This is a genomic window from Streptomyces sp. NPDC057617 (genome assembly GCF_042800555.1).
Taxonomy (GTDB): Bacteria; Actinomycetota; Actinomycetes; order Streptomycetales; family Streptomycetaceae; genus Streptomyces.
Map to the genome: position 1 here is coordinate 418,810 of NZ_JBHVGV010000005.1, position 25,718 is coordinate 444,527.

At 71.4% G+C, this 25,718-nt stretch carries 22 protein-coding genes; 18 read left to right on the forward strand and 4 right to left on the reverse strand.

All coding sequences use genetic code 11. From position 1 onward, the window contains the following. The first annotated feature begins 36 nt into the window (after window positions 1-36). Entirely contained in the window at window positions 37-870 is an 834-nt protein-coding gene (gene thiD / locus ACFU9P_RS15760) for a bifunctional hydroxymethylpyrimidine kinase/phosphomethylpyrimidine kinase (protein ID WP_384080762.1), read from the forward strand. A 134-nt stretch (window positions 871-1,004) separates the two neighbouring features. Here thiD and rpmB read toward each other — a convergent pair whose 3' ends face one another. Beyond that, entirely contained in the window at window positions 1,005-1,190 is a 186-nt protein-coding gene (gene rpmB, locus ACFU9P_RS15765; protein WP_078877327.1) for a 50S ribosomal protein L28, read from the reverse strand. Window positions 1,191-1,458: 268 nt separating this feature from the next. On the opposite strand from rpmB, the gene ACFU9P_RS15770 reads away from it, so the two are divergent. The 9 genes from ACFU9P_RS15770 (at window position 1,459) to mutM (ending at window position 10,889) form a co-directional block, all read left to right on the forward strand. Next, window positions 1,459-3,123, forward strand: coding sequence for a DAK2 domain-containing protein (locus ACFU9P_RS15770; protein ID WP_384080766.1), 1,665 nt, complete (start codon window positions 1,459-1,461; stop codon window positions 3,121-3,123). Window positions 3,124-3,205: 82 nt separating this feature from the next. Next, complete coding sequence (gene recG, locus ACFU9P_RS15775) at window positions 3,206-5,431, forward strand: ATP-dependent DNA helicase RecG (RefSeq protein WP_384080769.1); 2,226 nt, start codon at window positions 3,206-3,208, stop codon at window positions 5,429-5,431. 174 nt (window positions 5,432-5,605) lie between these two features. Beyond that, the gene (gene rsmD / locus ACFU9P_RS15780) at window positions 5,606-6,190 is read left to right on the forward strand and encodes a 16S rRNA (guanine(966)-N(2))-methyltransferase RsmD (protein ID WP_384080772.1); all 585 of its coding nucleotides are present in this window, start codon (window positions 5,606-5,608) and stop codon (window positions 6,188-6,190) included. Window positions 6,191-6,216: 26 nt separating this feature from the next. Beyond that, window positions 6,217-6,696: a pantetheine-phosphate adenylyltransferase gene (gene coaD / locus ACFU9P_RS15785; RefSeq protein ID WP_198533724.1), complete on the forward strand. Its 480-nt coding sequence runs from the start codon at window positions 6,217-6,219 to the stop codon at window positions 6,694-6,696. A 98-nt stretch (window positions 6,697-6,794) separates the two neighbouring features. After that, on the forward strand, window positions 6,795-7,976 hold the full coding sequence (locus ACFU9P_RS15790) for an ATP synthase F0 subunit B (RefSeq protein ID WP_384080774.1): 1,182 nt from the start codon (window positions 6,795-6,797) through the stop codon (window positions 7,974-7,976). 209 nt (window positions 7,977-8,185) lie between these two features. Then, window positions 8,186-8,824 carry a DUF177 domain-containing protein gene (locus ACFU9P_RS15795; RefSeq protein WP_376372024.1) on the forward strand — a complete coding sequence of 213 codons (639 nt, stop codon included), beginning with the start codon at window positions 8,186-8,188 and terminating at the stop codon, window positions 8,822-8,824. Between the two features lie 2 nt (window positions 8,825-8,826). Beyond that, complete coding sequence (gene rpmF, locus ACFU9P_RS15800; protein WP_030753522.1) at window positions 8,827-9,000, forward strand: 50S ribosomal protein L32; 174 nt, start codon at window positions 8,827-8,829, stop codon at window positions 8,998-9,000. A 19-nt stretch (window positions 9,001-9,019) separates the two neighbouring features. Then, entirely contained in the window at window positions 9,020-9,928 is a 909-nt protein-coding gene (gene rnc / locus ACFU9P_RS15805; RefSeq protein WP_384080777.1) for a ribonuclease III, read from the forward strand. A 100-nt stretch (window positions 9,929-10,028) separates the two neighbouring features. Then, window positions 10,029-10,889, forward strand: a complete 861-nt coding sequence (mutM, locus tag ACFU9P_RS15810) for a bifunctional DNA-formamidopyrimidine glycosylase/DNA-(apurinic or apyrimidinic site) lyase (protein ID WP_384080780.1) — start codon at window positions 10,029-10,031, stop codon at window positions 10,887-10,889. Here the strand turns inward: mutM and ACFU9P_RS15815 are convergent. Further along, window positions 10,862-11,236: a winged helix-turn-helix transcriptional regulator gene (locus ACFU9P_RS15815; protein ID WP_384080783.1), complete on the reverse strand. Its 375-nt coding sequence runs from the start codon at window positions 11,234-11,236 to the stop codon at window positions 10,862-10,864. The two genes, mutM and ACFU9P_RS15815, sit on opposite strands and share 28 nt — an antisense overlap. A 79-nt stretch (window positions 11,237-11,315) precedes the next feature. After that, complete coding sequence (locus tag ACFU9P_RS15820; RefSeq protein WP_384080786.1) at window positions 11,316-12,224, reverse strand: CAP domain-containing protein; 909 nt, start codon at window positions 12,222-12,224, stop codon at window positions 11,316-11,318. A gap of 177 nt (window positions 12,225-12,401) precedes the next feature. Here ACFU9P_RS15820 and ACFU9P_RS15825 point away from each other — a divergent pair, with 177 nt between their 5' ends. From ACFU9P_RS15825 to ftsY, 5 genes are all read left to right on the forward strand, one after another. Continuing rightward, complete coding sequence (locus tag ACFU9P_RS15825; protein WP_376371368.1) at window positions 12,402-12,683, forward strand: acylphosphatase; 282 nt, start codon at window positions 12,402-12,404, stop codon at window positions 12,681-12,683. Window positions 12,684-13,062: 379 nt separating this feature from the next. Beyond that, window positions 13,063-13,281: a hypothetical protein gene (locus ACFU9P_RS15830; protein ID WP_046496132.1), complete on the forward strand. Its 219-nt coding sequence runs from the start codon at window positions 13,063-13,065 to the stop codon at window positions 13,279-13,281. Between the two features lie 200 nt (window positions 13,282-13,481). Beyond that, window positions 13,482-18,047: an AAA family ATPase gene (locus tag ACFU9P_RS15835; RefSeq protein WP_384080791.1), complete on the forward strand. Its 4,566-nt coding sequence runs from the start codon at window positions 13,482-13,484 to the stop codon at window positions 18,045-18,047. Between the two features lie 207 nt (window positions 18,048-18,254). Further along, window positions 18,255-19,676, forward strand: coding sequence for a sugar porter family MFS transporter (locus tag ACFU9P_RS15840; protein WP_384080794.1), 1,422 nt, complete (start codon window positions 18,255-18,257; stop codon window positions 19,674-19,676). Between the two features lie 55 nt (window positions 19,677-19,731). Then, the gene (gene ftsY, locus ACFU9P_RS15845; RefSeq protein ID WP_376371359.1) at window positions 19,732-20,943 is read left to right on the forward strand and encodes a signal recognition particle-docking protein FtsY; all 1,212 of its coding nucleotides are present in this window, start codon (window positions 19,732-19,734) and stop codon (window positions 20,941-20,943) included. 132 nt (window positions 20,944-21,075) lie between these two features. Here the strand turns inward: ftsY and ACFU9P_RS15850 are convergent, their stop codons facing one another. Further along, window positions 21,076-21,732, reverse strand: coding sequence for a bifunctional DNA primase/polymerase (locus tag ACFU9P_RS15850; RefSeq protein WP_376371356.1), 657 nt, complete (start codon window positions 21,730-21,732; stop codon window positions 21,076-21,078). A gap of 427 nt (window positions 21,733-22,159) precedes the next feature. Between ACFU9P_RS15850 and ACFU9P_RS15855 the strand changes: the two genes are divergently transcribed. From ACFU9P_RS15855 to ACFU9P_RS15865, 3 genes are all read left to right on the forward strand, one after another. Next, the gene (locus ACFU9P_RS15855) at window positions 22,160-23,638 is read left to right on the forward strand and encodes a hypothetical protein (RefSeq protein WP_384080798.1); all 1,479 of its coding nucleotides are present in this window, start codon (window positions 22,160-22,162) and stop codon (window positions 23,636-23,638) included. 311 nt (window positions 23,639-23,949) lie between these two features. Continuing rightward, entirely contained in the window at window positions 23,950-25,239 is a 1,290-nt protein-coding gene (locus tag ACFU9P_RS15860) for an ammonium transporter (RefSeq protein ID WP_376371350.1), read from the forward strand. Beyond that, window positions 25,236-25,574, forward strand: a complete 339-nt coding sequence (locus tag ACFU9P_RS15865; RefSeq protein ID WP_046499635.1) for a P-II family nitrogen regulator — start codon at window positions 25,236-25,238, stop codon at window positions 25,572-25,574. Before ACFU9P_RS15860 ends, ACFU9P_RS15865 begins: the two co-directional genes overlap by 4 nt. Window positions 25,575-25,718 lie beyond the last annotated feature (144 nt).

Consider the following 25,718-nt stretch of genomic DNA (forward strand, 5'->3'; position numbering starts at 1 on the left):
GATCCGGGGCAGCGGAGGGGCAGTAGATTCGGGCCCATGGCGATACCCGTATCCGTACCCGGACCAGCGTTCCCGTCCGTGCCTCCCCGTGTGCTGACCGTCGCCGGATCCGACTCCGGCGGCGGTGCCGGCATCCAGGCGGATCTCAAGACCATGCTGGCCTTCGGCGTGCACGGCATGAGCGTCCTCACCGCCGTCACGGCACAGAACTCCCTCGGTGTGCACGGTGCCTGGGAGCTGCCCGTGGACGCGGTACGGGCCCAGTACCGGGCGGTCGTCGACGACATCGGTGTCCAGGCGGTGAAGACCGGAATGCTCTCCTCCGCCGTACTGGTCGAGACCGTCGCCGGACTCCTCGCCGACACCGGCGCACCCGTGGTCGTCGATCCGGTCGGGGTGTCCAAGCACGGTGATCCGCTGCTGGCCGCCTCGGCGCTGGACGGCGTACGGACCCTGCTGCTGCCGGTCGCGACGGTCGCCACCCCCAATCTGGACGAGGTGGCCCAGCTCACCGGGGTACGGGTGGAGGGCGAGGCGGACCTGCGGCGCGCGGCGGACGCGCTGCTGGAGTTCGGGCCCCGCTGGGCGCTGATCAAGGGCGGGCATCTGCCGGGCGACGCGGTCGATCTGCTCACCGACGGCAGCGAGGAGCACTGGCTGCGGGCGCCGCGCCATGACAACCGGCACACACATGGCACCGGCTGCACGCTCGCGTCGGCGGTCGCCGCCGGGCTGGCGGGCGGGAAAGGCGTGGTGGAGGCGGTCGTCGCCGCCAAGGAGTATGTGACGGGGGCGATCGAGCACGGCTTCCCGCTGGGCGCGGGCATCGGCCCGGTGGATCACGCCTGGCGCTTCCGGGGGACGGTCTGAGAGCGCCGCGCTGTGCATGGCTGCGCTGTACTACGCCGCGCTGTATACGGCCGCGGCGGCATGGCAAAAAGCCGGTCCACCGAGGTGGACCGGCTTTTCAAGGCAACCGCAGGGGCTGCGCTACGACGCGGGCGTCAGCGCGAGACCTTGCCGGCCTTGATGCACGAGGTGCAGACGTTGAGCCGCTTCGGCGTCCGACCGACCACGGCACGCACACGCTGGATGTTCGGGTTCCAGCGACGGGACGTACGGCGGTGCGAGTGCGAAATGCTGTTGCCGAAGCCCGGCCCCTTGCCGCAGACGTCGCAGTTGGCAGCCACGGGTCACTCCAAAGACTTCAGATGCACGTACAGAGATATCCGGCGGCCGGAATCAGTGACTCGGAATCAGTGACCGATGTGGCGTTGCCGGGGGAATGGCCCGACTCTCGCCGGGCAACCGAAGCAGCATACAACGCCTGCCTCAGCACCACGAAACTACCATGGCCCCGACCGGCCCCGATCCGTACCGCCGCCCGGGCTCCCGCCCGCCGCACGCGGGCTACCCTGCGTGCAGCCCGCTTCCAGGCCGCTCAAGGAGGACCATCAGGTGCCGCAGACCCTCGATGCCGCAGAGGTGCGGAACTGGTGCTCACTGGCGCTGGAGGCCCTCGGCCGGGAGCGCGAGGAGATCGACGCGATCAATGTCTATCCGGTCGCGGACGGTGACACCGGCACCAATCTCTATCTGACCGTGGAGTCCGCGGCGCAGGCGGTCGAGGCGGTCTTCGCGGCGCACGAGACCGGTGCGACCGTGCCGGGACCGGCCGATGCCGTACGGGCCATGGCCCATGGCGCGCTGATCGGGGCGAAGGGGAATTCGGGGACGATCCTGGCGCAGTTGCTGCGCGGGATGGCCGAGGTGCTGACCGCCCCGGCGCCGGACGGGAGCCCCGCCGGGGACCGGATCGCGGCGGCGCTGCGGCGGGCCGCCGGGCTGGCCCGCGCGGCCGTCGCCCATCCCGTCGAGGGCACCATGCTCAGCGTGGCCTCCGCGGCGGCGGAGGCGGCTGAAGCGGCGGTGGCGGAGCGAGGGGCGCGGGACGGGGCGCCCGGCGATGGGGCTGCCACCGTACGAGCCGCGTACGCCGGAGCGCGCGCCGCCCTCGACGCGACCCCGGACCAGCTCGCCGTACTCGCGCGCGCCGGTGTCGTCGACGCGGGCGGGAGCGGACTGCTCGCGGTCCTGGGCGCGCTCGTGCAGTCGGTCACAGGCGAGGCACCGGCCGCCTTCCCACTGCGGAAGCGCCGTTCCGAAGAGCACGCCGCGCCCGCCACGGTCACTGCGGTCACCCCCTGCCCGGCCGACGAAGGGCCGTCTTTCGAGGTGATCTATCTGCTGGAGGCGGACGACAGCGCCGTGGCCCGGCTGCGGGACCGGCTCGACCGGCTGGGCGACTCCCTGGTCATCGGCGGCGGCGACGGGCTGTGGAACGTCCATGTCCATGTCGATGACGCGGGCGCCGCGGTGGAGGCCGGGGTGGAGGCGGGCCGCCCGTACCGGATCCGCATCAGCCACTTCGGCGCCGCCGCCGAGGAGCGGACCGCGCGGACCCAGCGGGCCGTCGTCGCGGTCGTCCCGGGGGAGGGGCTCGCGGGGCTGTGCGCGGACGCCGGCGCGACGACCGTGCTCGCGCGCCCCGGGGAGCCGCCCGCCAGCGGCGAGCTGGTCGAGGCGATCCGGCGCGCGCACGCCCGCGAGGTGGTGCTGCTGCCGAACGACACCGGGCTCCACCACACCGCGGCCGCCGCCGCGGAGCAGGCGCGTGCCGACGGGGTACGGGTCGCCCTCATCCCCACCCGGGCCGCCGTCCAGGGCCTCGCCGCGCTCGCCGTGCACCAGCCCGAGCGCCGCTTCGACGAGGACGTGGTCGCGATGACCACCGCCGCCGGGGCCACCCGCTACGCCGAACTGGCCGTCGCCGAACGGCAGTCCTGGACCATGGCCGGGATCTGCCAGGCCGGCGATGTCCTCGGACTGATCGACGGCGATGTGGCGGTGATCGGCGCCGGTCTCGCCGCCACCGCCGAGGCGGTGCTCTCCCGGATGCTGGCGGCCGGCGGCGAACTGGTGACCCTGGTGCTCGGCGAGGATGTGCCGGACGCGCTCGCCGACCGCCTGGAGGAGTACGTACGGGACGGGTATCTGGCCGTCGACACGGTGGTCTACCGGGGCGGCCGGCAGTCCGTACCCCTGCTGGTCGGCGTCGAGTAGCACCTGCGGGCGCCCGCTGCGGCACGGCTGTGACCTGCGGGAATGCTGGGGTGTGCGACGCATGTCAGTGGTGTGGTGTGCAATGGAACGCGTGTCCGCGCTGGATGAACCCCTCAAGAAGTCGCTCGGCCCCGCCACCGCGAAGGTGATGGCCGAGCAGCTCGGCCTGCATACGGTCGGCGACCTGCTGCACCACTACCCCCGGCGGTACGAGGAGCGCGGCCAGCTCACCACGCTCGCCGATCTGCCGCTGGACGAGGACGTCACGGTGGTCGCGCAGGTCGCCGACTCGCGGATCCTGACGTTCAACCAGGGCCGGGGCCAGCGGCTGGAGATCACCCTCACCGACGGCAGCGGCCGGCTCCAACTCGTCTTCTTCGGCAGGGGAATCCACAAGCCGCACAAGGAACTCCCGCCCGGCAGCCGGGGGATGTTCGCCGGCAAGGTCTCGGTCTTCAACCGCAAGCTCCAGCTCGCGCACCCCACCTATGTGCCGCTGGGCCGGGAGGGCGCGGACACCGTGGCGGACGCGGCGAGCGCCGTGGACGACTTCGCGGGCAAGCTCATCCCGATCTATCCGGCCTGCAAGGGGCTGGAGTCCTGGAAGATCACCAAGGCGGTCGACGCGGTACTGCCCAGGGCCGCCGAGGCCGTCGACCCGCTGCCGCCCGCGCTGCGCGAGGGCAGGGGCTTCGTCCCGCTGCCCGAGGCGCTGCTCAAGGTCCACCGGCCCGACACCAAGGCGGACATCGAGGACGCCCGCCAGCGGCTGAAGTGGGACGAGGCCTTCGTCCTCCAGGTCGCCCTCGCCCGGCGCCGGTTCGCCGACGCGCAGTTGCCCGCGGTGGCCCGCAAGCCGGTGGCGGACGGGGTGCTCGACGCGTTCGACGCGCGGCTGCCCTTCACCCTCACCGACGGCCAGCGCAAGGTCACCGGCGAGATCTTCGCGGATCTCGCCACCGAACACCCCATGCACCGGCTGCTCCAGGGCGAGGTCGGCTCCGGCAAGACCCTGGTCGCGCTGCGGGCGATGCTCACGGTCGTCGACGCGGGCGGCCAGGCCGCCATGCTGGCGCCCACCGAGGTCCTCGCCCAGCAGCACCACCGCTCGATCACCGAGATGATGGGCGAGCTGGCCCAGGGCGGGATGCTCGGCGGCGCCGAGCACGCCACCAAGATCGTGCTGCTCACCGGCTCCATGGGCGCCGCCGCGCGCCGCCAGGCACTGCTCGACCTGGTCACCGGCGAGGCCGGGATCGTGATCGGCACGCATGCCCTGATCGAGGACAAGGTGCGGTTCCACGATCTGGGGCTGGTCGTGGTGGACGAGCAGCACCGCTTCGGTGTGGAGCAGCGCGACGCGCTGCGCTCCAAGGGCAAGCAGCCGCCGCATCTGCTGGTCATGACCGCCACCCCCATTCCCCGTACGGTCGCGATGACGGTCTTCGGCGATCTGGAGACCTCCGTACTGGACCAGCTCCCGGCCGGGCGCTCCCCGATCGCCAGCCATGTGGTGCCCGCCCAGGACAAGCCGCACTTCCTCGCGCGCGCCTGGGAGCGGGTGCGCGAGGAGGTCGGCAAGGGCCATCAGGCGTACGTGGTCTGCCCGCGCATTGGCGACGACGAGGAGGAGAGCGACAAGGCCCAGAAGACCCAGAAGGCGAAGAAGGCCGCCGCCGAGGACGCGGAGAAGCGGCCGCCGCTGGCCGTGGTCGAGGTCGCCGAGCAGCTCACCAGGGGGCCGCTGGCCGGTCTCCGTATCGAGGTTCTGCACGGCAGGATGCAGCCGGACGACAAGGACGCCGTGATGCGCCGCTTCGCCGCGGGTGAGGTGGACGTCCTGGTCGCGACCACGGTCATCGAGGTCGGGGTGAACGTCCCCAATGCCACCGCGATGGTGATCATGGACGCGGACCGGTTCGGTGTCTCCCAGCTCCATCAGCTCCGCGGCCGGGTCGGCCGGGGCTCGGCGCCCGGCCTCTGCCTGCTGGTGACCGACATGCCGGAGGCGAGCCCCGCCCGGGCCAGGCTCCGCGCGGTCGCCGACACGCTCGACGGCTTCGAGTTGTCCCGTATCGACCTCGAACAACGGCGCGAGGGCGATGTCCTCGGCCAGGCCCAGTCCGGGGCGCGTTCGTCGCTGCGGATGCTCGCGGTCATAGACGACGAGGAGGTCATCGCGGCGGCCCGCGAAGAGGCCACCGCGGTGGTCGTCCGGGACCCGGAGCTGACGGACTCGCCCGAGCTGCGTACGGCACTGGAGGCGCTGCTGGACACGGAACGCGAGCAGTTCCTCGACAAGGGCTGACAAGGGCTGGGTCCTGGGCCGACCGGCCATGTGAGAACCGGCCGGGCCCGGTCGGTGCGTACGTCATATCGTGGGGGCGAGACTTCCTGGACGTACCTGATCCCCCGGATCCTCCGGACCTCCATCTCCCGGATCCCCCGGACCTCCCGCCCACGACCCGAGGACCCGACACCCATGACCCGCGTGATCGCCGGTGCCGCCGGCGGACGCCGCCTCGCCGTACCGCCCGGCAACGGCACCCGCCCCACCTCCGACCGGGCGCGCGAGGGCCTCTTCTCCACCTGGCAGTCGCTCCTCGGCACCCTCGACTCCGTCCGGATCGCCGACCTGTACGCCGGCTCGGGCGCCGTCGGCCTGGAGGCGCTCTCGCGCGGCGCCTCCCACGCCCTCCTCGTCGAGGCGGACAGCCGTGCCGCCCGTACGGTCCGGGAGAACGTACGGGTGCTGGGACTGCCCGGCGCGGAGGTCCGTACGGGCAGGGCGGAGCAGATCGTCCAGGGACCCGCTCCGGACACCCCGTACGACCTGGTGTTCCTCGATCCGCCGTACGCCGTCACCGACGACGATCTTCGGGAGATCCTGCTCACACTCCGCACGAGGGGGTGGCTCAGCGGCGATGCCGTCGCCACCGTGGAACGGAGCACCAGGAGTGGGGAGTTCGGCTGGCCGGAGGGTTTCACGCCACTGCGGTCCCGTCGCTACGGCGAGGGAACGCTTTGGTACGGTCGCGCCGCCTCAGCGTGCGAAGCCGCACCATGACCGGACCGGAGAGCGAGGGAGTTCAGTTGCGCCGCGCCGTCTGTCCGGGGTCCTTCGACCCCATCACCAATGGACATCTCGACATCATCGCCCGCGCCTCCAAGCTGTACGACGTCGTACACGTCGCGGTAATGATCAACCAGTCCAAGAAGGGCCTGTTCACCATCGAGGAGCGGATCGCGCTGATCCGTGAGGTCACCGCCGAATTCGGCAATGTCGAGGTCGAGGCCTTCCATGGTCTGCTGGTCGACTTCTGCAAGGAGCGCGACATCCCCGCCATCGTGAAGGGGCTGCGGGCCGTCAGCGACTTCGACTACGAGCTGCAGATGGCCCAGATGAACAACGGCCTGTCCGGTGTGGAGACCCTGTTCGTCCCCACCAACCCGACCTACAGTTTCCTGTCGTCCTCCCTGGTCAAAGAGGTTGCGACCTGGGGCGGAGACGTCTCCCACCTGCTGCCCCCGGCCGTCCACACGGCCCTGATGGAACGCCTCGGCAAGCGGTGAGGGGCTGACTGCGCGTCACCCGGTGTCGGACGGGATCGCCGTGGCCTTACAGTCGATGCGTCCGTCTTCCAACCAGTCTGAGAGAGTGGCGAGCACCGGTGGACGTGCAGAAGAAGCTCGACGAGATCGTCGACACGGTGGGCAGCGCCCGCTCCATGCCCATGTCGGCGTCCTGTGTGGTGAACCGCGCCGAGCTGCTCGCGATGCTCGAAGAGGTACGGGAAGCGCTCCCGCAGTCGCTGGCCCAGGCCCAGGAGCTGCTCGGCGGCCATGAGCAGCTCGCCGAGCAGGCCAGGCAGGAGGCCGAGCGCATCATCGGGGCGGCGCACGCCCAGCGCACCGCGCTCGTCTCCGACACCGCGGTCGCCCGCCAGTCCCAGGACGAGGCGGCCAGGATCCTCGACGAGGCCCGCAGGGAGGCCGAGGAGATCCGTGCCGAGGCGGACGACTACGTCGACTCCAAGCTCGCCAACTTCGAGGTCGTCCTCACCAAGACCATCGGCTCCGTCGACCGGGGCCGGGAGAAGCTGCTCGGCCGCGGCCCGGGCGCCGACGCGCACGGATACGGCTCGCCCGACGGCGGTGACGCGGACGACGCCGATGACGCCCCCGAGTACAGCGCCGACCCCGACACCCTGATCCGGCGCGCCGACGACTATGTGGACGCCAAGCTCGGCGCCTTCGAGGCCGTGCTGTCCAAGACCCTCGAAGCCGTCGGACGGGGCCGCCAGAAGCTGCACGGCCGTACCGCCTCGGACGACCTCGGGGCGCACATGGCGGCGCAGGACGCGGCGGGCCCGCAGGGGCGCGGCAGCGACGAGGACTATCTCGCGGGCCTCGCGGACATCCCCGCCACCCCCGCCGCCCCCGTGGTCCCGGCCGAGGTCCCGCCCGTACCGGCGCAGCAGCCGTACGCGGATCCCGCGCCCGCCTACGCGCAGCCCGCCGCCACCGGGTACGCCGAGACGGGGTACCAGGACCCCGCGTACGCCGCAGCCGACGCGGGCTACGGCGGCTACCAGCAGCAGGACGCCTACGGCTACCAGCAGGACCCGTACGCGTACCAGCAGCAGGACTACGGTCAGGGCCAGCCGCAGGGCCAGGGGTACGACCCGAACTATGACCCGAACTACGCCTGGCAGCAGCCGGCCGCGCCCCAGCCGGAACTTCCGGCGCTGCCCGCGCCCGCCGGCCAGCAGGGCTCCCTCGACGAGACCAGCTTCTTCGACACCAGCATGATCGACATGGAGCAGCTCCGCCGGTACGAGCAGGGTCGCTGACCCGGCGCCGGCCGAGGGCTCACCCGGGGCCGGCTCCGGCGGTCACGGGACCTGATGCGGGGCCCGATGTGCCGGGAGGACCGGATTGGGCCTATGGCGGCCGGTCCAGTACCCTGGCTCTTCGGTCGCGTGTAAGACCGCGGCCCAGGCTGCCCGTTTCGCTTCCGCGACGCAGCGGCCCCCTCAACGATCCGAAAGCGGGAAAAGTCCTGAACGCGCGCCTCGACCACCGCAACCCCCTCGTGTTCGACACACACGAGCTGGGGCGGCGCCCCGGTGCGCTCCAGAAGCTGACCCGCTCGGCACCCGCCCCCAAGGACTTCGGTATCGCGGGGGTGATCGGAGCGCCCGAGGGCGCGCCCGTGGAGCTGGACCTCCGCCTCGAATCCGTCATGGAGGGAGTGCTCGCGACGGGCACCGCCCGTGCGGCCGTCGAGGGGGAGTGCGTAAGGTGTCTGGAGCCGCTGCGCCAGGAGGTGGCGGCGGACTTCCAGGAGCTGTTCTCGTACCACGACGCCGATGACCGGGGCCGCACCCGTGCGGAACCGGACGACGACGCCGAGGACGACGAGGACAGGCTCTTCATCGAGGACGGACTGTTCGACCTCGAACCGGTGCTGCGTGACGCGGTGGTACTCGCACTGCCGATGCAGCCGGTGTGCCGGGAGGACTGCGCCGGCCTGTGTTCCGAGTGCGGGATCAGGCTGGACGAGAGCCCGGGCCACCACCATGACGCCGTCGACATCCGTTGGGCGGCACTGCAGGGACTCGCCGAGACCGTCAAGGACGGCGAGAAGGACAACATGGGCGGCGCCGGTTCGGGCGCCGACGAGAAGCAGGAGAAGTAGCCGTGGCTGTTCCGAAGCGGAAGATGTCGCGCAGCAACACGCGCCACCGCCGGTCGCAGTGGAAGGCTGCGGTCCCCACCCTGGTTGCGTGCGAGCGCTGCCAGGAGCCGAAGCTTCAGCACATCGCGTGCCCGAGCTGCGGCACCTATAACAAGCGCCAGGTCCTCGAGGTCTGAGCGGCTGGTGAGAGGCTCGATGTCTGAACTGTCCCCTGACAAGAAGCAGCCAGACAATGTCAGTTCGGCCTCGTCCCACACGCTTCTGGAAGGGCGGCTCGGGTATCAGCTCGAGACCGCCCTTCTGGTCCGTGCGCTGACCCATCGTTCGTACGCGTACGAGAACGGCGGTCTGCCCACCAACGAGCGGCTCGAATTCCTCGGGGATTCGGTGCTCGGACTGGTGGTCACGGACACGCTGTACCGCACCCACCCCGATCTGCCGGAAGGCCAACTGGCCAAGCTCCGGGCCGCGGTGGTCAACTCACGTGCGCTGGCGGAAGTGGGCCGCGGCCTGGAACTCGGCTCCTTCATCCGGCTTGGCCGGGGCGAAGAGGGCACGGGCGGCCGGGACAAGGCGTCCATCCTCGCCGACACCCTGGAAGCGGTGATCGGCGCGGTCTATCTCGACCAGGGCCTCGACGCGGCGTCCGAGCTGGTACACCGGCTCTTCGACCCGCTGATCGAGAAGTCCTCCAACCTCGGGGCCGGCCTGGACTGGAAGACCAGTCTCCAGGAGCTGACCGCGGCGGAGAGCCTCGGAGTTCCCGAGTATCTCGTCACGGAAACGGGTCCCGACCACGAGAAGACCTTCACTGCTGCCGCCCGCGTCGGTGGTGTCTCGTACGGCACCGGCACCGGCCGCAGCAAGAAGGAAGCGGAGCAGCAGGCGGCGGAGTCCGCGTGGCGGGCGATCAGGACCGCGGCGGACGACCGGGCGGCGGCGGAGCATGCGGCCGCCGAAGCCGGGACCGACGCCACCGCCGCCGGGCCCGGTGAAGAGGCCGGGCCCGGTGAAGGTGCCGGGGGTTCCGGTAGTGGAGGGGCCGCCGACACCCCTTCGCAGCCGGCACCGCCGGACGAGGCACCCGCCGACCCGGCCGCCTGACCGGCCGCGCTCCCTTCCCGTACGCCCCTCGCACCGTCGTCCGGCGCGAGGGGCGTACGCCGTACCGCCGCCGTACTTTTGAGGAGTCCGAGGAGTCCCCTTGCCCGAGCTGCCCGAGGTCGAAGTCGTCCGGCGTGGACTGGAGCGCTGGGTCGGCGGCAGGACCGTCGCCGAGACCGAGGTGCTGCACCCGCGCGCGGTCCGGCGCCATCTCGCGGGCGGCGAGGACTTCGCGGCCCGCCTCAAGGGCCACACCATCGGTACGGCCCGCCGCCGGGGCAAATACCTGTGGCTGCCTCTCGCCGACTCGGACACCGCGATCCTGGGGCATCTCGGGATGAGCGGCCAGCTTCTCGTCCGACCTGAGGACGCCCCCGACGAGAAGCATCTGCGGATCCGGCTCCGCTTCGCCGACAGCCTCGGTACGGAGCTGCGCTTCGTCGACCAGCGCACCTTCGGCGGTCTCTCGCTCCACGACACCACCCCGGACGGCCTGCCCGATGTCATCGCACATATCGCCAGGGACCCGCTCGACCCGGCCTTCGACGACGACGCCTTCCACACCGCGCTGCGGCAGCGCCGTACCACCGTCAAGCGCGCACTGCTCGACCAGTCGCTGATCAGCGGCGTCGGCAATATCTACGCGGACGAGGCGCTCTGGCGCGCGAAGCTGCATTACGAGCGGCTCACCGCGACCCTGGCCCGGCCCCGCTCCGTCGAGCTGCTCGCACGGATCCGCGAGGTGATGAACGAGGCGCTCGCGGCCGGCGGCACCAGCTTCGACAGCCTGTACATCAATGTGAACGGCGAATCGGGCTACTTCGACCGGTCGCTGGACGCGTACGGGCGTGAGGACGAGCCGTGCCGGCGGTGCGGGACGCCGATCCGCCGCCGGCCCTGGATGAACCGGTCGAGCTATTTCTGCCCGCGCTGTCAGCGGCCGCCGCGCGTCGTGTCGTAACAGTCCCGGGCCGCGAGCACCTCGGGCATCCGGCCCTCGACCAGGCGGATGAGACCGAGCAGCGACCCGGCGATCTCCCGCCCCAGCGGGGTCAGGTCGTAGTCAACCCGGGGCGGATTGACCGGCTGCGCGTCGCGGCGCACCAGCCCGTCGCGCTCCAGGGCGTGCAGGGTCTGGGAGAGCATTTTCTCGCTCACGCCGTCGATCCGCCGCCGCAGTTCGTTGAAGCGGCAGCCGCTCTCGTACAGCGCGCCGAGCGTGAGGCTGCCCCAGCGGCCGGTGACATGCTCCAGCGTGGCGCGCGAGGGGCACTGCCGGGAGAACACATCGAAGGCGGAAACGTCCATATCGGCACCCTACAAGCGGAAAGCGCCACCGGAAGGGCAGCGCTTTCTCCCGGTGCGTGACCTGATCCGGACGAGGGTGCTAGAAGCCGAAGTCCTGCGTCCACCAGGGGCCGCCCGAGCCGGTGTGCACGCCGACGCCCAGCCGGGTGTAGTCGCAGTTCAGTATGTTCGCGCGGTGGCCCTCGCTGTTCATCCAGGAGTCCATCACCGCCTGCGCGGTGGCCTGGCCGCGGGCTATGTTCTCGCCGCCCAGACCCTCGACGCCCGCGCTCTCGGCGCGGTCCCACGGCGTCCTGCCGTCCGGGTCGGTGTGGTCGAAGAAGCCGCGCGTCGCCATGTCCTCGCTGAAGTCCTGCGCCAGCGCGGTCAGCCCGGCGTCGGCCCGGACCGGTCCGCAGCCCGCCTGCGCGCGCTCCGCGTTGACCAGGCCGAGCACGGCCGCCGCGGCCGAACTGGGCGCGGCGGGCGTCTCGACGGCCCGCTTGGTGGTCTGCTCCGGCACCGGCGTCTTGCTGACGAACGGGGAGGCGCTCTGCCGCTTCGGCTCCGCCTCCGGCTTCGGCGCCGCGGGCGCGGTGGTCTTCGTGCGCTGCGCGGGGACGGACGGCTTCGCCGCGGTCGGGGTGGCCCGCTTCGAGGGGGACCCCGACGGAGTGGCGGTGACGGACGGGGACGCGGAGGTCTCGCTCGTCGGCTCGGCGGACGCGCCGCCCTGCTGCTCCGGCTCGGACGCGCCCTCGGTGCTTATCCGCCCGTCGGGGGCGCTGCCGCCCACGGTGTACTCGTCGCCGCCCGGCAGCAGCCCCGAGGCCACGGCCACCGCGCCGACGGCCATCGCGGCGGAGGCCCCGAGCAGACCCGTACGGATGGGGGCGACGGCTCGCCCCTTCCTGCGCGCGCCGCCCCGGTGGCGGACCGCCGTACCGTCGTACTCCCCGGCGGCGGGCATGGCGGGGGCGGGTGCGGCGGAGCGTCGATGGCGTCCCATCTGCTGTGCCTTCCTCATGCTTCTCGACGGCAGCGTGCTTCTCGACGTGCTTCTCGATGGCGATGCGCCTCACCCGTACGAGTGAGGCTCATTGCGACGGGACTGTACGGCATGGCTGGTGGGGCCGCTGGGCCTCGTGAGCATTCGGCCGGCCGGCTTACGGGCATGCTTGCGGGCATGACGGAGAACGTACGGCTCACGGCCTGGGTGCGCGGCCGGGTGCAGGGAGTGGGATTCCGCTGGTTCACCAGGGCGAACGCGCTGGAGATCGGCGGTCTCACCGGTTTCGCGCTGAATCTGGACGACGGCCGGGTGCAGGTCGTCGCCGAGGGGTCACGTGAGAATTGCCACCGTCTGCTGGAGTGGCTGCGCTCCTCCGACACACCCGGGCACGTAGACGGAGTCACTGAGATCTGGGACACCCCGCGCGGGGGTTACGAGACCTTCGCGATCCGCTGAGCGTCGCCCTCCGGAGGGCTGTCCGGAACCCGTCCCCATGCCCGGGGCACATGCGCAAGCCCGCGATGACCTGGTGGTTGCCAAGAACGGCCGGCCGTGCCAGGCTGCCCGGTTAGTGACGATCTCGATGCCCCCCGGGCACCGCGGGAGAGCCCGCGCCGCACAGGCTGCGGGCGTGTCCCGAGGGCGGCCCGTCGGCACGGGCTGTGATCGTGTTGACCGTCAAACTTTTTGGTGAGAGTCTGGAATCCCCGCGCACCTTAGCTGTTTGGCAGGAAAGAACCGCAGCAGCACAAGCACTGCCAGGCACCGCGGGTGCGATTTCCCTCACGACCCACACCGCATCCGGTCGGTCACTCAGTGTGGAGGACCATCCATCATGGCAAAGGCGCTTCTCGGTTATGTCGGCGGTTCCGACCCGCGACTCCTCGCCGAGATGCGACGGCTTCAGCAGCGCGTCCAGGACCTCGAATCCGAACTCGTACGGATCCAGTCCGAGAACGACGCCCTGAACGCGGCCGTCGCACAGCACCCTGGAGAGTCGCTGCTCGACGGCATCGACATTGACGTACACCAGGCGGAGCCGGCGCTCACCTGACGACAGCCCCCCTCGGGGTCGGGTGAGAAACACTCTCGCAAGAATATGCAAGGGACGCTTCGGCGTCCCTTCTTTCTTTCCATCTTCCGCTGTACGAAGCTTTGTTGGCGCCGCAACGACTTTCTTAACGTCTGATGTGCCCTGCGGGTTCGGCGGTGAAACCGGCAGCGGACGATCGGGGCGGGGTAGAGTCCAGCGGCGTGCATCTCAAGGCCATGACCCTTCGCGGGTTCAAATCCTTCGCCTCGGCCACGACCCTGCGCTTCGAGCCCGGCATCACCTGTGTCGTGGGGCCGAACGGCTCGGGCAAGTCCAATGTCGTGGACGCGCTCTCCTGGGTGATGGGCGAGCAGGGGGCCAAGTCGCTGCGCGGCGGCAAGATGGAGGATGTGATCTTCGCCGGGACGACCGGGCGGCCGCCGCTCGGGCGCGCGGAGGTCTCGCTGACCATCGACAACTCCGACGGTGCGCTGCCGATCGACTACGCCGAGGTCACGATCACCCGGATCATGTTCCGCAACGGCGGCAGTGAGTACCAGCTCAACGGGGATACGTGCCGGCTCCTCGACATCCAGGAGCTGCTCTCCGACTCGGGCATCGGCCGCGAGATGCATGTGATCGTCGGGCAGGGCCAGCTCGACTCGGTCCTGCACGCCGATCCGATGGGGCGCCGGGCCTTCATCGAGGAGGCGGCGGGCGTACTGAAGCACCGCAAGCGGAAAGAGAAGGCGCTGCGGAAGCTGGACGCCATGCGGGCGAATCTGGCCAGGGTCCAGGACCTCACCGATGAGCTGCGCCGCCAGCTCAAGCCGCTCGGGCGGCAGGCCGCGGTCGCCCGCCGGGCCGCCGTCATCCAGGCCGATCTCCGCGACGCGCGGCTGCGGCTGCTCGCCGACGATCTCGTACGGCTGCGGGAGGCGCTGCGTACGGAGATCGCGGACGAGGCGGAGCTGAAGCAGCGCAAGGAGGACGCGGAGGGACGGCTCAAGGCGGCGCTGGCGCGGGAGGCGGAGCTGGAGGACGAGGTACGGCGGCTCGCGCCGCGGCTCCAGCAGGCCCAGCAGACGTGGTACGAGCTGTCGCAGCTCGCGGAGCGGGTGCGCGGTACGGTCTCGCTGGCCGACGCGCGGGTCAAGAGCGCGACGGCGGCGCCCACGGAGGAGCCGCGGGGGCGGGACCCCGAGGACATGGAGCGCGAGGCGGCGCGGATCCGTGAGCAGGAAGCGGAGCTGGAAGCCGCGCTGGAGGCGGCGGAGCACGCGCGCGAGGACACCGTCGCGCACCGAGCCGAGCTGGAGCGGGCGCTGGCGGCGGAGGAGCGCAGGCTGAAGGACGCGGCGCGGGCGATCGCGGACCGGCGCGAGGGCCTGGCCCGGCTGACCGGGCAGGTCAACGCGGCCCGCAGCCGGGCCGCCTCGGCCCAGGCGGAGATCGGCCGGCTGGCGGCGGCGCGGGACGAGGCGCGGGAGCGGGCGGCGGCCGCGCAGGAGGAGTACGAGCAGCTCAAGGCCGAGGTGGACGGCCTGGACGCCGACGACCACGAGCTGGCGGGGCGGTACGAGGCGGCGCGGGGCGCCCTGGCCGAGGCGGAGTCCGCGCTGACGGCGGCGCGCGAGGCGGCGACGGCGGCGGAACGCGACCGCGCGGCCGTCGCCGCCCGCCACGACGCCCTCGCCCTCGGCCTCCGCCGCAAGGACGGCACCGGCGCACTCCTCGCCGCCCGCGACCGCCTCACCGGCCTCCTCGGCCCGGCCGCGGAACTCCTCACGGTCACCCCGGGCTACGAGATCCCGGTCTCCGCGGCCCTGGGCGCGGCGGCGGACGCGATCGCGGTAACGAACCCGTCGGCAGCGGCGGAGGCGATCCGCTTGCTCAGGTCGGAGGACGCGGGCAGGGCGTCGCTGCTGGTATCGCCGGGCGGGGGCGGGGGCCTGGCGGCCGGCGGGCTGGCGGGGGTGCCGACGCAGGCGGGCGAGGCGGCTGACGCGGCATCGGGCCGGGGCGATGCCGGCCCGGAGTCCGGGCCCGGGCCGGTTGGCGGGGTGCCCGCGCAGGCGGCCGGTGCGTCTGCGGGTGGCAGCGGCGCTGGGCTGTCCGGCCCGGCGACGGAGTCCGGGCCGGTCGGCGGATTGTCCGCGCAGGCGGACGGCCTGACCGCGGAGCCCGGCGTGTACGGCGGGCTGCCGGGCCAGCAGGGTCTGGCCGGTGGGGTCTCCGCCGGGGAGGTTGACCCGGAATCGGCCCGAGCCGATACCGGCCCGGGCGGCGGGCTGCCGGGGCAGCAAGGCCCGGCCGGTGAGGTCTCTGCCCAGGCGGGCGGTGCCGGTGACGCGGCACTTGGTCGAGCCGATGCCAGCCTGGAGTCCGGACCGGGCCCGGGCGGTGGGGTGCCCGCGCAGGTGGGTGGTGCGTCTGCGGGTGGCAGCGGCACCGGGCTGTCCGGCCCGGCGACGGAACCCGGTGTGTCCGGTGGGGTGGCGGATGGGGTCTTCGCCCAGGCGGGCGATGCCGCCCCGGAGCCCGGGCCCGGCTCGCTCGGCGGGCAGGCTGGCGAGCACGGTGTGGCCGGCCAGTTCCCTGCTCAGCCGGACGACACCGGACTGTCTGTCCCGGCGAATGGTTCGCCGGCGGAGCCTGCCGCGCACAGCGGCGTGCCCGCTCAGGCGAGTGGTGACGGCGCCGGGCCGTCTGCCGCCGCGAGTGGTTCGGCCACGGAGGCCGACGTGTCCGGTGGCCTCCCTGCGCAGACTGCCGGCGCCGGGCACGGACCCCGGCCAGGTCCGGTCGGCGGGGCCGCCGCGCGGGTCACCGCCGGCAGCGGCGGCGTTGGGTCGTCCGCGTCGGCGGGAGGTTCCGTGGTGGAGCCGGAGGTGTCCGCCGGTGGGTTTCCTGCCCCTGCCCCGGGGGGTGACAGCGGGCGGTCCGTATCTGGTGCGGCCAGCGGGGTGCAAGGCCGAGAAGTAGCCCGTACCGCCGTGGGGGATTTGGTTCGGGGGCCCGTTGGGCTTGTTGAGGCCGTGCGGTGGATGGTGCGGGACGCTGTGGTTGTGGCGTCGCTCGATGACGCCGAGGAACTCGTTGGCGCGCGGCCCGGGGTGGTTGCCGTTACCGCCGAGGGCGATGTCCTCGGGGCGCACTTCGCGCAGGGCGGGTCCGCGGGGGCGCCCAGTTTGCTGGAGGTCCGGGCTTCCGTGGACGAGGCCGCGGGCGAGCTGGCTGAGCTGGGCGTACGGTGCGGGGAGCTGGACGAGGCGCGGCGGCGCGCCACCGAGCGGCGTGCCGAGTGCGCGGCGCTCGTGGAGGAGCTGGGGGAGCGGCGGCGGGCCGCCGACCGGGAGAAGTCCGCCGTCTCCGGGCGGCTGGGTCGGCTCTCCGGGCAGGCCCGTGGCGCCGTGGGCGAGGCGGAGCGTACCGACGCGGCCGTCGCCAAGGCGCAGGAAGCGCTGGAGCGCGCCACCCAGGAGGTGGAGGAGCTGGCCGAGCGGCTGCTCGTCGCCGAGGAGGCGCCTGTCGAGGAGGAGCCCGACACCTCCCTGCGGGACCGGCTCGCCGCCGACGGTGCCAACGCCCGCCAGACCGAGATGGAGGCCCGCCTCCAGGTCCGTACCCACGAGGAGCGGGTGAAGGGGCTCGCGGGCCGGGCCGACGCACTCGACCGGGGGGCGCGCGCCGAGCGCGCCGCGCGGGCGCGCGCCGAGCAGCGCCGGGCCAGGCTGCGCCACGAGGCCGAGGTCGCCGGAGCCGTCGCGGCCGGCACCCGCCAGCTCCTCGCACACGTCGAGGTGTCGGTCGTACGGGCCGAGGCCGAGCGCGCCGCGGCCGAGGCCGCCAAGGCCGAGCGCGAACGGGAACTCGTCGCCGAGCGCAACCAGGGCCGCGACCTCAAGAGCGAGCTGGACAAGCTCACCGACTCCGTCCACCGGGGCGAGGTCCTCGGTGCCGAGAAGCGGCTGCGGATCGAGCAGTTGGAGACCAGGGCCCTGGAAGAGCTGGGCGTCGAACCGGCCGGGCTGATCGCCGAATACGGCCCGGACCAGCTCGTATCCCCGTCGCCGCCCGCCGAGGGCGAGGAACTGCCCGAGGACCCCGCGCACCCGCGCAACCAGCCGAAGCCGTACGTACGGTCCGAGCAGGAGAAGCGGCTCAAGTCGGCCGAGCGGGCGTACCAGCAGCTCGGAAAGGTGAATCCGCTCGCCCTTGAGGAGTTCGCGGCGCTGGAGGAACGGCACAAGTTCCTGTCCGAGCAGCTCGAAGACCTCAAGAAGACCCGCGCGGATCTCCTCCAGGTGGTGAAGAGCGTCGACGAGCGCGTCGAGCAGGTCTTCACCGAGGCGTACCGGGACACGGCCGTCCAGTTCGAGGGGGTCTTCTCCCGGCTCTTCCCCGGCGGCGAGGGGCGGCTGATCCTGACCGACCCGGAGAACATGCTCACCACCGGCGTCGATGTCGAGGCCAGGCCCCCGGGCAAGAAGGTGAAGCGGCTCTCGCTGCTCTCCGGCGGCGAACGGTCCCTGACGGCCGTCGCGTTGCTGGTGTCCATCTTCAAGGCCAGGCCGAGCCCGTTCTATGTGATGGACGAGGTCGAGGCGGCGCTCGACGACACCAATCTCCAGCGGCTGATCCGCATCATGCAGGAGCTACAGGAAAGCTCCCAGCTCATTGTGATCACGCATCAGAAGCGGACGATGGAGGTCGCGGACGCGCTGTACGGGGTGTCCATGCAGGGCGACGGGGTCTCCAAAGTCATCAGCCAGCGGCTGCGCTGACGGACAGTCGGGCCGGCAGCCGAGCCGACCGCGGGGGGCGCCACACGCGAACGCCCGGGCCCGTACCACCCGTACCGCGTCCGGCTTCGTACCGCTTCCGGCCGTTTCCGCCGCCCGGTGGTGGGCAGCCGCGAGCTGTGCCCCACTGGAAGGGCTCGCCGCACCCCCACGCACGCCCGGCGCGGCCGGGCGGCCCCAGGAGACCATGTGACCAGCGCAGCGGGGACGCCGCCGTCGACCGGAGGCCGGGCCGCTCACCCGGAACACCTCGGCCATGTCGTCTTCATCGCGGCCGCCGCCGCGATGGGCGGTTTCCTCTTCGGCTACGACAGTTCGGTGATCAACGGCGCGGTCGAGGCGATCCGCAGCCGGTACGACATCGGCTCCGCCGCCCTCGCCCAGGTCATCGCCATCGCGCTGATCGGCTGTGCGATCGGCGCGGCCACCGCGGGCCGGATCGCCGACCGGATCGGGCGCATCCGCTGTATGCGGATCTCCGCCGCGCTCTTCACCGTCAGCGCGGTCGGCTCCGCGCTGCCCTTCGACATCTACGACCTGGCGGTCTGGCGGATCATCGGCGGCTTCGCGATCGGCATGGCGTCGGTGATCGGCCCCGCGTACATCGCCGAGGTCTCCCCGGCCGCCTACCGCGGCCGGCTCGGCTCCTTCCAGCAGGCGGCCATCGTCATCGGTATCGCCGTCTCCCAGCTGGTGAACTTCGGCATCCTCCAGCTCGCCGACGGCGATCAGCGCGGCCGGCTGCTGGGTCTGGAGGCCTGGCAGTGGATGCTCGGTGTGATGGTCGTGCCCGCGCTGCTGTACGGGCTGCTCACCCTGGCCATCCCCGAGTCGCCGCGCTATCTGATCTCCGTGGGCCGGACGCACCGCGCCAAGGAGGTGCTCGCCGAGGTCGAGAGCAAGGACGTCGATCTGGACGCCCGGGTCGCCGAGATCGAGCTGGCGATGCACCGTGAACACAAATCGACTTTCCGGGATCTGAAGGGCAGCCGTTTCTCCTTCCTGCCGATCGTCTGGGTGGGCATCGGGCTCTCGATGTTCCAGCAGCTCGTCGGTATCAATGTCGCCTTTTACTACTCGGCGACGCTCTGGCAGTCGGTCGGCGTCAATCCGTCCGGCTCGTTCTTCTATTCGTTCACCACGTCGATCGTGAACATCATCGGTACCGCGATCGCGATGGTGCTGGTGGACCGGGTCGGCCGGAAGCCGCTCGCGCTCGTCGGGTCCACGGGAATGGCACTCGCGCTCGCGTGTGAGGCCTGGGCGTTCTCCGCCCCTCTCGTCAACGGCACACTGCCCGGCACCCAGGCCACCGTCGCGCTGATCGCGGCCCATGTGTTCGTGCTGTTCTTCGCACTGTCCTGGGGTGTCGTCGTCTGGGTATTCCTCGGCGAGATGTTCCCGAACAGGATCCGCGCCGCCGCCCTCGGTGTCGCCGCCGCGGCCCAGTGGATCGCCAACTGGGTCATCACCGCGAGCTTTCCGAGCCTGGCCGACTGGAATCTCTCGGGGACCTACCTCATCTACACCTCTTTCGCCGTGCTCTCCATTCCGTTCGTCCTGCTGTTCGTGAAGGAGACCAAGGGCAAGACGCTGGAGGAGATGGGCTGATCCGCTTCACGACGCCGTCGCGCCACCGCCGCTCGTCCCCTGCGAAGATGAGGTGGTGGAAACCGTCATCCTTGTTGTAGTCATCGCCCTGGTCGCGGTCGTCGCGATCGGCGGGCTTGTGGTCGGCAGCCGCAGGAAGAAGAAACTGCCCCCCGCACCGCCGAGCACGCCGACCATCACAGCCCCGCCCGCCGAACCGCATATCGGCGACGAGGCGGAGGAGCCGCACGACGAACCGCGCCGCACCATCGAGGAGGTCGGCCTCCCCGACTCCGGCGCCACCGGGGTCGCGGTCGAGGACACGGCCGTCGCCGAGCCGCTCGCCCCGGCGATCGAGATCCCCGAGCCGACGGCGGGCCGGCTGGTCCGGCTGCGCGCCCGGCTCGCGCGCTCGCAGAACTCCCTCGGCAAGGGGCTGCTCACCCTGCTGTCCCGCGAGCACCTCGACGAGGACACCTGGGAGGAGATCGAGGACACCCTCCTGACCGCGGATGTCGGTGTCGCGCCCACACAGGAGCTGGTCGCGCGGCTGCGGGAGCGGGTACGGGTCCTCGGCACGCGGACGCCGGACGAGCTGCGCGCGCTGCTCAAGGACGAGCTCGTACAGCTCCTCGGCACGGACTTCGACCGCGCGGTGAAGACCGAGAGCGCGCTGGACACCCCGGCCGTCGTGCTGGTCGTCGGGGTCAACGGCACCGGGAAGACCACCACGACCGGCAAGCTGGCGCGGGTACTGGTCGCGGACGGCCGGTCGGTCGTGCTCGGCGCGGCGGACACCTTCCGGGCGGCGGCGGCCGATCAGCTCCAGACCTGGGGGGAGCGGGTCGGCGCTCGTACGGTACGGGGGCCCGAGGGCGGCGACCCCGCGTCGATCGCCTTCGACGCGGTCAAGGAGGGCATCGCGGAGGGCGCGGACGTGGTCCTGATCGACACCGCCGGCCGGCTGCACACCAAGACCGGGCTGATGGACGAGCTGGGCAAGGTCAAGCGGGTCGTGGAGAAGCACGGGCCGCTGGACGAGGTGCTGCTGGTGCTGGACGCGACGACCGGGCAGAACGGGCTGGTGCAGGCGCGGGTGTTCGCCGAGGTCGTGGACATCACGGGCATCGTGCTGACCAAGCTGGACGGTACGGCGAAGGGCGGCATCGTGATCGCGGTGCAGCGGGAGCTGGGCGTACCGGTGAAGCTGGTGGGGCTGGGCGAGGGCGCGGACGATCTGGCGCCGTTCGAGCCGGGGGCGTTCGTGGACGCGCTGATCGGCGACTGAGGCCGGCTGAGCCTTCGGCCGAAAGCAGGAACAGAAGCGGGGCGGGGTGCCCGAGGGGCGGGAGGGCACCCCCGCACCCGCCTCTCGCTTTTACGGAGTCCTATGTACGCAGTCCTGCGAATTCACGGAGTCCTACGAAGTCGACGACCGGTGGCAGATATACGCCAGGGTCCCCAGCAGCAGCCGCGCCTGTGGCGGGTCCGCCGCGGTGTCCAGCGACGGGGGGCGCAGCCAGCGGACCGGACCGAGACCAGGCATCTCCGAGGGCGGCGCCGGCACATGGCTGCCAGGACCGAGGCCGTGCAGGTCCAGATCGGCGTCGTCCCAGCCCATCCGGTAGAGCAGCTCCGGCAGTTCGGCCGCGGCGCCCGGCGCGACGAAGAAGTACGTACGGCCTGCCGGCGTCGCCAGGACCGGGCCCAGCGGCAGCCCCATCCGTTCGAGCCGTACCAGCGCGCGGCAGCCCGCCTGCTCCGCCACATCGATGATGTCGAAGCCGCGGCCCACCGGCAGCAGCACCGCCGCGCCCGGCGCCGCCGACCAGGCCCGGGTGACGTCGTCCAGCGTGGCGCCCGCCGGGACCTCGGGGCGGAAGTCCAGCGGATGGGCCCCCGGCGCCGCGCAGTCCCGCGCGCCGCAGGAGCACCGGCCGTCTGCGGCCCGCGCCCCCGGCACGACGTCCCAGCCCCAGAGTCCGGTGTACTCCGCCACCGCGGTGCACTCTGTCGCGCGGCCGCGGCGCCGTGAGCCGGACCGCATCTCCCGGATGCCGCCGATCGTGAAGCCCATGCCCCCTCCAACGGGTCGTACTCACCGGTGGTTACGTCTCGCAGTCTGCCCGTGACACTCCGTCGCCACCGGGGCGGTACGGGCGGCGCCAAGAGGCACTCGGGGGAGCGCGCCCGGAAGTGCGCGCCCCGGCGTGCGACGCTCCGCCCGCCGCTGATCATTGTGTGTCAAGTGAATCGCGCCCCGTCATAGGTGAGTTCATTCGAAGGGGTGGCGAATGGTGGCGTTTGTGGAATCACCCTCGCTGGACGGGTGATCGTAGGATTACTTTCAGTGCACGGACCGTGGGGAAAACCACACGCGTGGGTATGCCGGGGGCATCCCGGTTTCCTGTTCGAAGGGGCGCAACCCCGGGACAGGCGGCCGCGATTCACGGCATTCTGGTACCGGTTCGCGCGACAGGGCTTCAGCGGATGGGGGCGTTCCAGTGGGCGGCAGCGGCGCAGGCGGTACGAATACCGGCAAGCGTCCGAATGGGCATCTCGCCTCGTGGTTCGTGCGCAGCGGCTGGTCGAAAGGCGAGCTGGCGCGTCAAGTCAACCGCAGGGCGCGCCAGATGGGCGCGCACCACATCAGTACGGACACCTCGCGGGTACGCCGCTGGCTCGACGGCGAGCAGCCACGCGAACCGATCCCGCGCATTCTCTCCGAGCTGTTCTCCGAGCGATTCGGTTCGGTCGTGAGTATCGAGGACCTCGGGCTGCGCACCGCGCACCAGTCGCCCTCGGTCTCGGGCGTCGATCTGCCCTGGGCCGGACCGCAGACCGTCGCCCTCATCAGTGAATTCTCGCGGAGCGATCTGATGCTGGCGCGGCGCGGTTTCCTCGGGACCTCACTCGCGCTGGCCGCGGGCCCCGCCCTGGTCGAGCCCATGCAGCGCTGGCTGGTGCCCGTCCCCTCGGGCGATCCGGGCGGCCCCGACATCGAGCCCGTACCCTCGCACCGGCCGTCCAAGCTGTCCGAGCCCGAGCTGGAGCTGCTGGAGTCGACCACCGCGATGTTCCGGTTGTGGGACGCGCAGTGCGGCGGCGGTCTGCGCCGCAAGGCGGTCGTCGGCCAACTCCACGAGGTCACCGACCTGCTCCAGGAGACACAGCCAGAGGCCACCGCGCGGCGGCTCTTCCGGTGCGCGGCCGAGCTGGCCGAGCTGGCCGGCTGGATGAGCTATGACGTCGGCCTCCAGCCCAATGCCCAGAAATACTTCGTCCTGGCCCTGCACGCGGCGAAAGAAGCAGGGGACAAACCGCTCGGCTCGTACATCCTCTCGTCCATGAGCCGCCAGATGATCCACCTCGGCCGGCCCGACGACGCGCTGGAGCTGATCCATCTCGCGCAGTACGGGAGCCGCGACTGCGCCACGCCTCGGACCCAGGCCATGCTGTATGCGATGGAGGCGCGCGCGTACGCAAACACCGGACAGCCCGGAAAGTGCAAGCGGGCGGTCAGAATGGCCGAGGACGCCTTCTCCGACGCAGGCCTCGACAGCGAGCCCGAGCCCGACTGGATCCGCTTCTTCACCGAGGCCGAACTCAACGCGGAGAACGCCCACTCGTACCGCGATCTGGCCTATGTCGCAGGACGCAGCCCCACCTACGCCTCCCTCGCCGAACCCCTGATGCGGCGCGCCGTCGACCTGTTCGAGAAGGACGAGGAGCACCAGCGGTCGTATGCGCTGAACCTGATCGGCATGGCCACCGTCCATCTCCTGAAGAAGGAGCCCGAGCAGTCCACGGCCCTGGCCCAGCAGGCGCTGAAGGTGGCGCGCAAGGTGCGCTCCGAGCGGGTGAACACCCGGCTGCGCAAGACCGTGGACACCGCCGCCAGGGACTTCGGCGATGTCGCCGGAGTCGCCGAACTCACCGATCTGCTCACCGCCCAGCTTCCCGAATCCGCCGAAGCCGTCTGAGCCGGCGGGCCCGCGCGCCCGCCTCCGGAACCCCGGCCGCGGCCGTCACCCCGTACAGTCCGACACGGCTCCCCCGCCGCCAGGTCAGCAGGGTGAGGGCCGCGGCCGGTTTCCGATGTCCGCAGAGGGTATCCGGGGCCGCCGCGGCGATCCGGTGGTTCATCGGCTCGTAACACGGGTGACGCCTTCGTCACGGGCGTGAAACATCGAGCGGCACTGGCCGAAACCGCGTTGCGCCAATCTCCTCAGCACAGTCGGCCCATACCTTGAGCATCCGCACGGGCCGTTCCGACCACGAGGAGACGCTGGCCTTGAATGGCGCAGATACCGCATTCGTACTGATCAGTGCCGCGCTCGTCATGCTGATGACGCCCGGCCTGGCATTTTTCTACGGCGGCATGGTGCGGGTGAAGAGCGCCCTCAACATGCTCATGATGTCCTTGATCTCGCTCGGTATCGTCAGTGTGCTGTGGGTCCTCTACGGATACTCGCTCACCTTTGGTGACGACATCGGCGGCGGGCTCCTTGGCAACTTCGACCATGTCGGCTTCCAGGGCATTTCGGCCGACACCCTGACCGGGGGCAAGGAAGGCATTCCGGTCTTCGCCTTCGCTCTCTTCCAGCTCATGTTCGCCGTGCTCACCCCGGCACTGATAAGCGGTGCGCTCGCCGACCGCGTGAAGTTCAGCGCCTGGGCGCTGTTCATCACCCTCTGGGTCTCCGTGGTGTACTTCCCGATCGCCCACTGGGTGTGGCAGTCCGACGGCTGGCTCTTCAAGCTCGGCGTGATCGACTTCGCCGGTGGTACGGCGGTCCATATCAACGCCGGTGTGGGCGCGCTCGCCGCCGTTCTCGTCGTTGGCAAGCGGATCGGATTCAAGAAGGACCCGATGCGGCCGCACAACCTGCCGCTGGTCGTCCTCGGCGCCGGTCTGCTGTGGTTCGGCTGGTTCGGCTTCAACGCCGGTTCCGCGCTCGCCGCCAACGGCACCGCCGCCATCATGGCCTTCAACACCCAGATCGCCACCGGCGCCGCGATGCTCGGCTGGCTGATCTACGAGCGCATCCGCCACGGCGCGTTCACCACGCTGGGCGCCGCCTCCGGCGCGGTCGCGGGCCTTGTCGCCATCACCCCGTCCGGTGCCGCCGTCAACCCCTTCGGCGCCCTGCTCATCGGTGTCGTCGCCGGCGCGGTCTGCTCCTGGGCCGTCAGCCTCAAGTTCAAGCTCGGGTACGACGACTCCCTCGACGTGGTCGGTGTCCACCTCGTCGGCGGTGTGATCGGCACCCTGCTCGTCGGTCTCCTCGCGATCGACGGTGTCGGCGGCGGTTCGCAGCTCGGCAAGCAGGCCGTCGGAGCCTTCTCGGTGATGGCGTACTCCTTCGTGGTCTCCTGGATCCTCGCCAAGATCGTCGATGTCACCATCGGCTTCCGCGCCTCCGAGGACGACGAGACCAGCGGTGTCGACATGGCCTTCCACGCCGAGACCGCGTACGACTACAGCGCGGTGGGGGGATCGCCTTCGGGCCGTAGTAGCGTGCCCGCCGCCAACCAGGACGGGACCATCGCCTCGGCGACCAACAAGAAGGTGGACGCATGAAGCTCATCACCGCAGTCGTGAAGCCGCACAGGCTGGACGAGATCAAGGAGGCCCTCCAGGCCTTCGGCGTCCACGGGCTCACGGTCACGGAGGCCAGCGGATACGGCCGGCAGCGCGGCCACACCGAGGTCTACCGGGGTGCGGAGTACACCGTCGACCTCGTACCGAAGATCCGTATAGAGGTACTGGTCGAGGACGACGACGCGGAAGAGCTGATCGACGTGGTCGTGAAGGCCGCCCGCACCGGCAAGATCGGTGACGGGAAGGTATGGAGCGTCCCGGTCGAGACGGCGGTCCGGGTCCGGACCGGCGAACGCGGTCCGGACGCACTCTAGAAGACGGGAACGACTGGGTGACGAGCCTCGAAGAGACGACCGGCCAGGCGGACTCGGGACCCAGCGGGTATGCGGCGGCCCGGCTGCGCCTTCTCCAGGAGAAGGACCCCACGCGAGCCACCTCCCCGGGTCTCCTCTGCCCCC

Excerpts from the sequence above, each read along its gene's own strand:
- thiD (WP_384080762.1), top strand. The coding sequence starts at position 37 with ATGGCGATACCCGTATCCGTACCCGGACCAGCGTTCCCGTCCGTGCCT.
- recG (WP_384080769.1), top strand. The coding sequence starts at position 3,206 with ATGGAACGCGTGTCCGCGCTGGATGAACCCCTCAAGAAGTCGCTCGGC.
- rsmD (WP_384080772.1), top strand. The coding sequence starts at position 5,606 with ATGACCCGCGTGATCGCCGGTGCCGCCGGCGGACGCCGCCTCGCCGTA.
- rnc (WP_384080777.1), top strand. The coding sequence starts at position 9,020 with ATGTCTGAACTGTCCCCTGACAAGAAGCAGCCAGACAATGTCAGTTCG.
- ACFU9P_RS15815 (WP_384080783.1), bottom strand. The coding sequence starts at position 11,236 with ATGGACGTTTCCGCCTTCGATGTGTTCTCCCGGCAGTGCCCCTCGCGC.
- ACFU9P_RS15820 (WP_384080786.1), bottom strand. The coding sequence starts at position 12,224 with ATGGGACGCCATCGACGCTCCGCCGCACCCGCCCCCGCCATGCCCGCC.
- ACFU9P_RS15825 (WP_376371368.1), top strand. The coding sequence starts at position 12,402 with ATGACGGAGAACGTACGGCTCACGGCCTGGGTGCGCGGCCGGGTGCAG.
- ACFU9P_RS15830 (WP_046496132.1), top strand. The coding sequence starts at position 13,063 with ATGGCAAAGGCGCTTCTCGGTTATGTCGGCGGTTCCGACCCGCGACTC.
- ACFU9P_RS15850 (WP_376371356.1), bottom strand. The coding sequence starts at position 21,732 with ATGGGCTTCACGATCGGCGGCATCCGGGAGATGCGGTCCGGCTCACGG.
- ACFU9P_RS15865 (WP_046499635.1), top strand. The coding sequence starts at position 25,236 with ATGAAGCTCATCACCGCAGTCGTGAAGCCGCACAGGCTGGACGAGATC.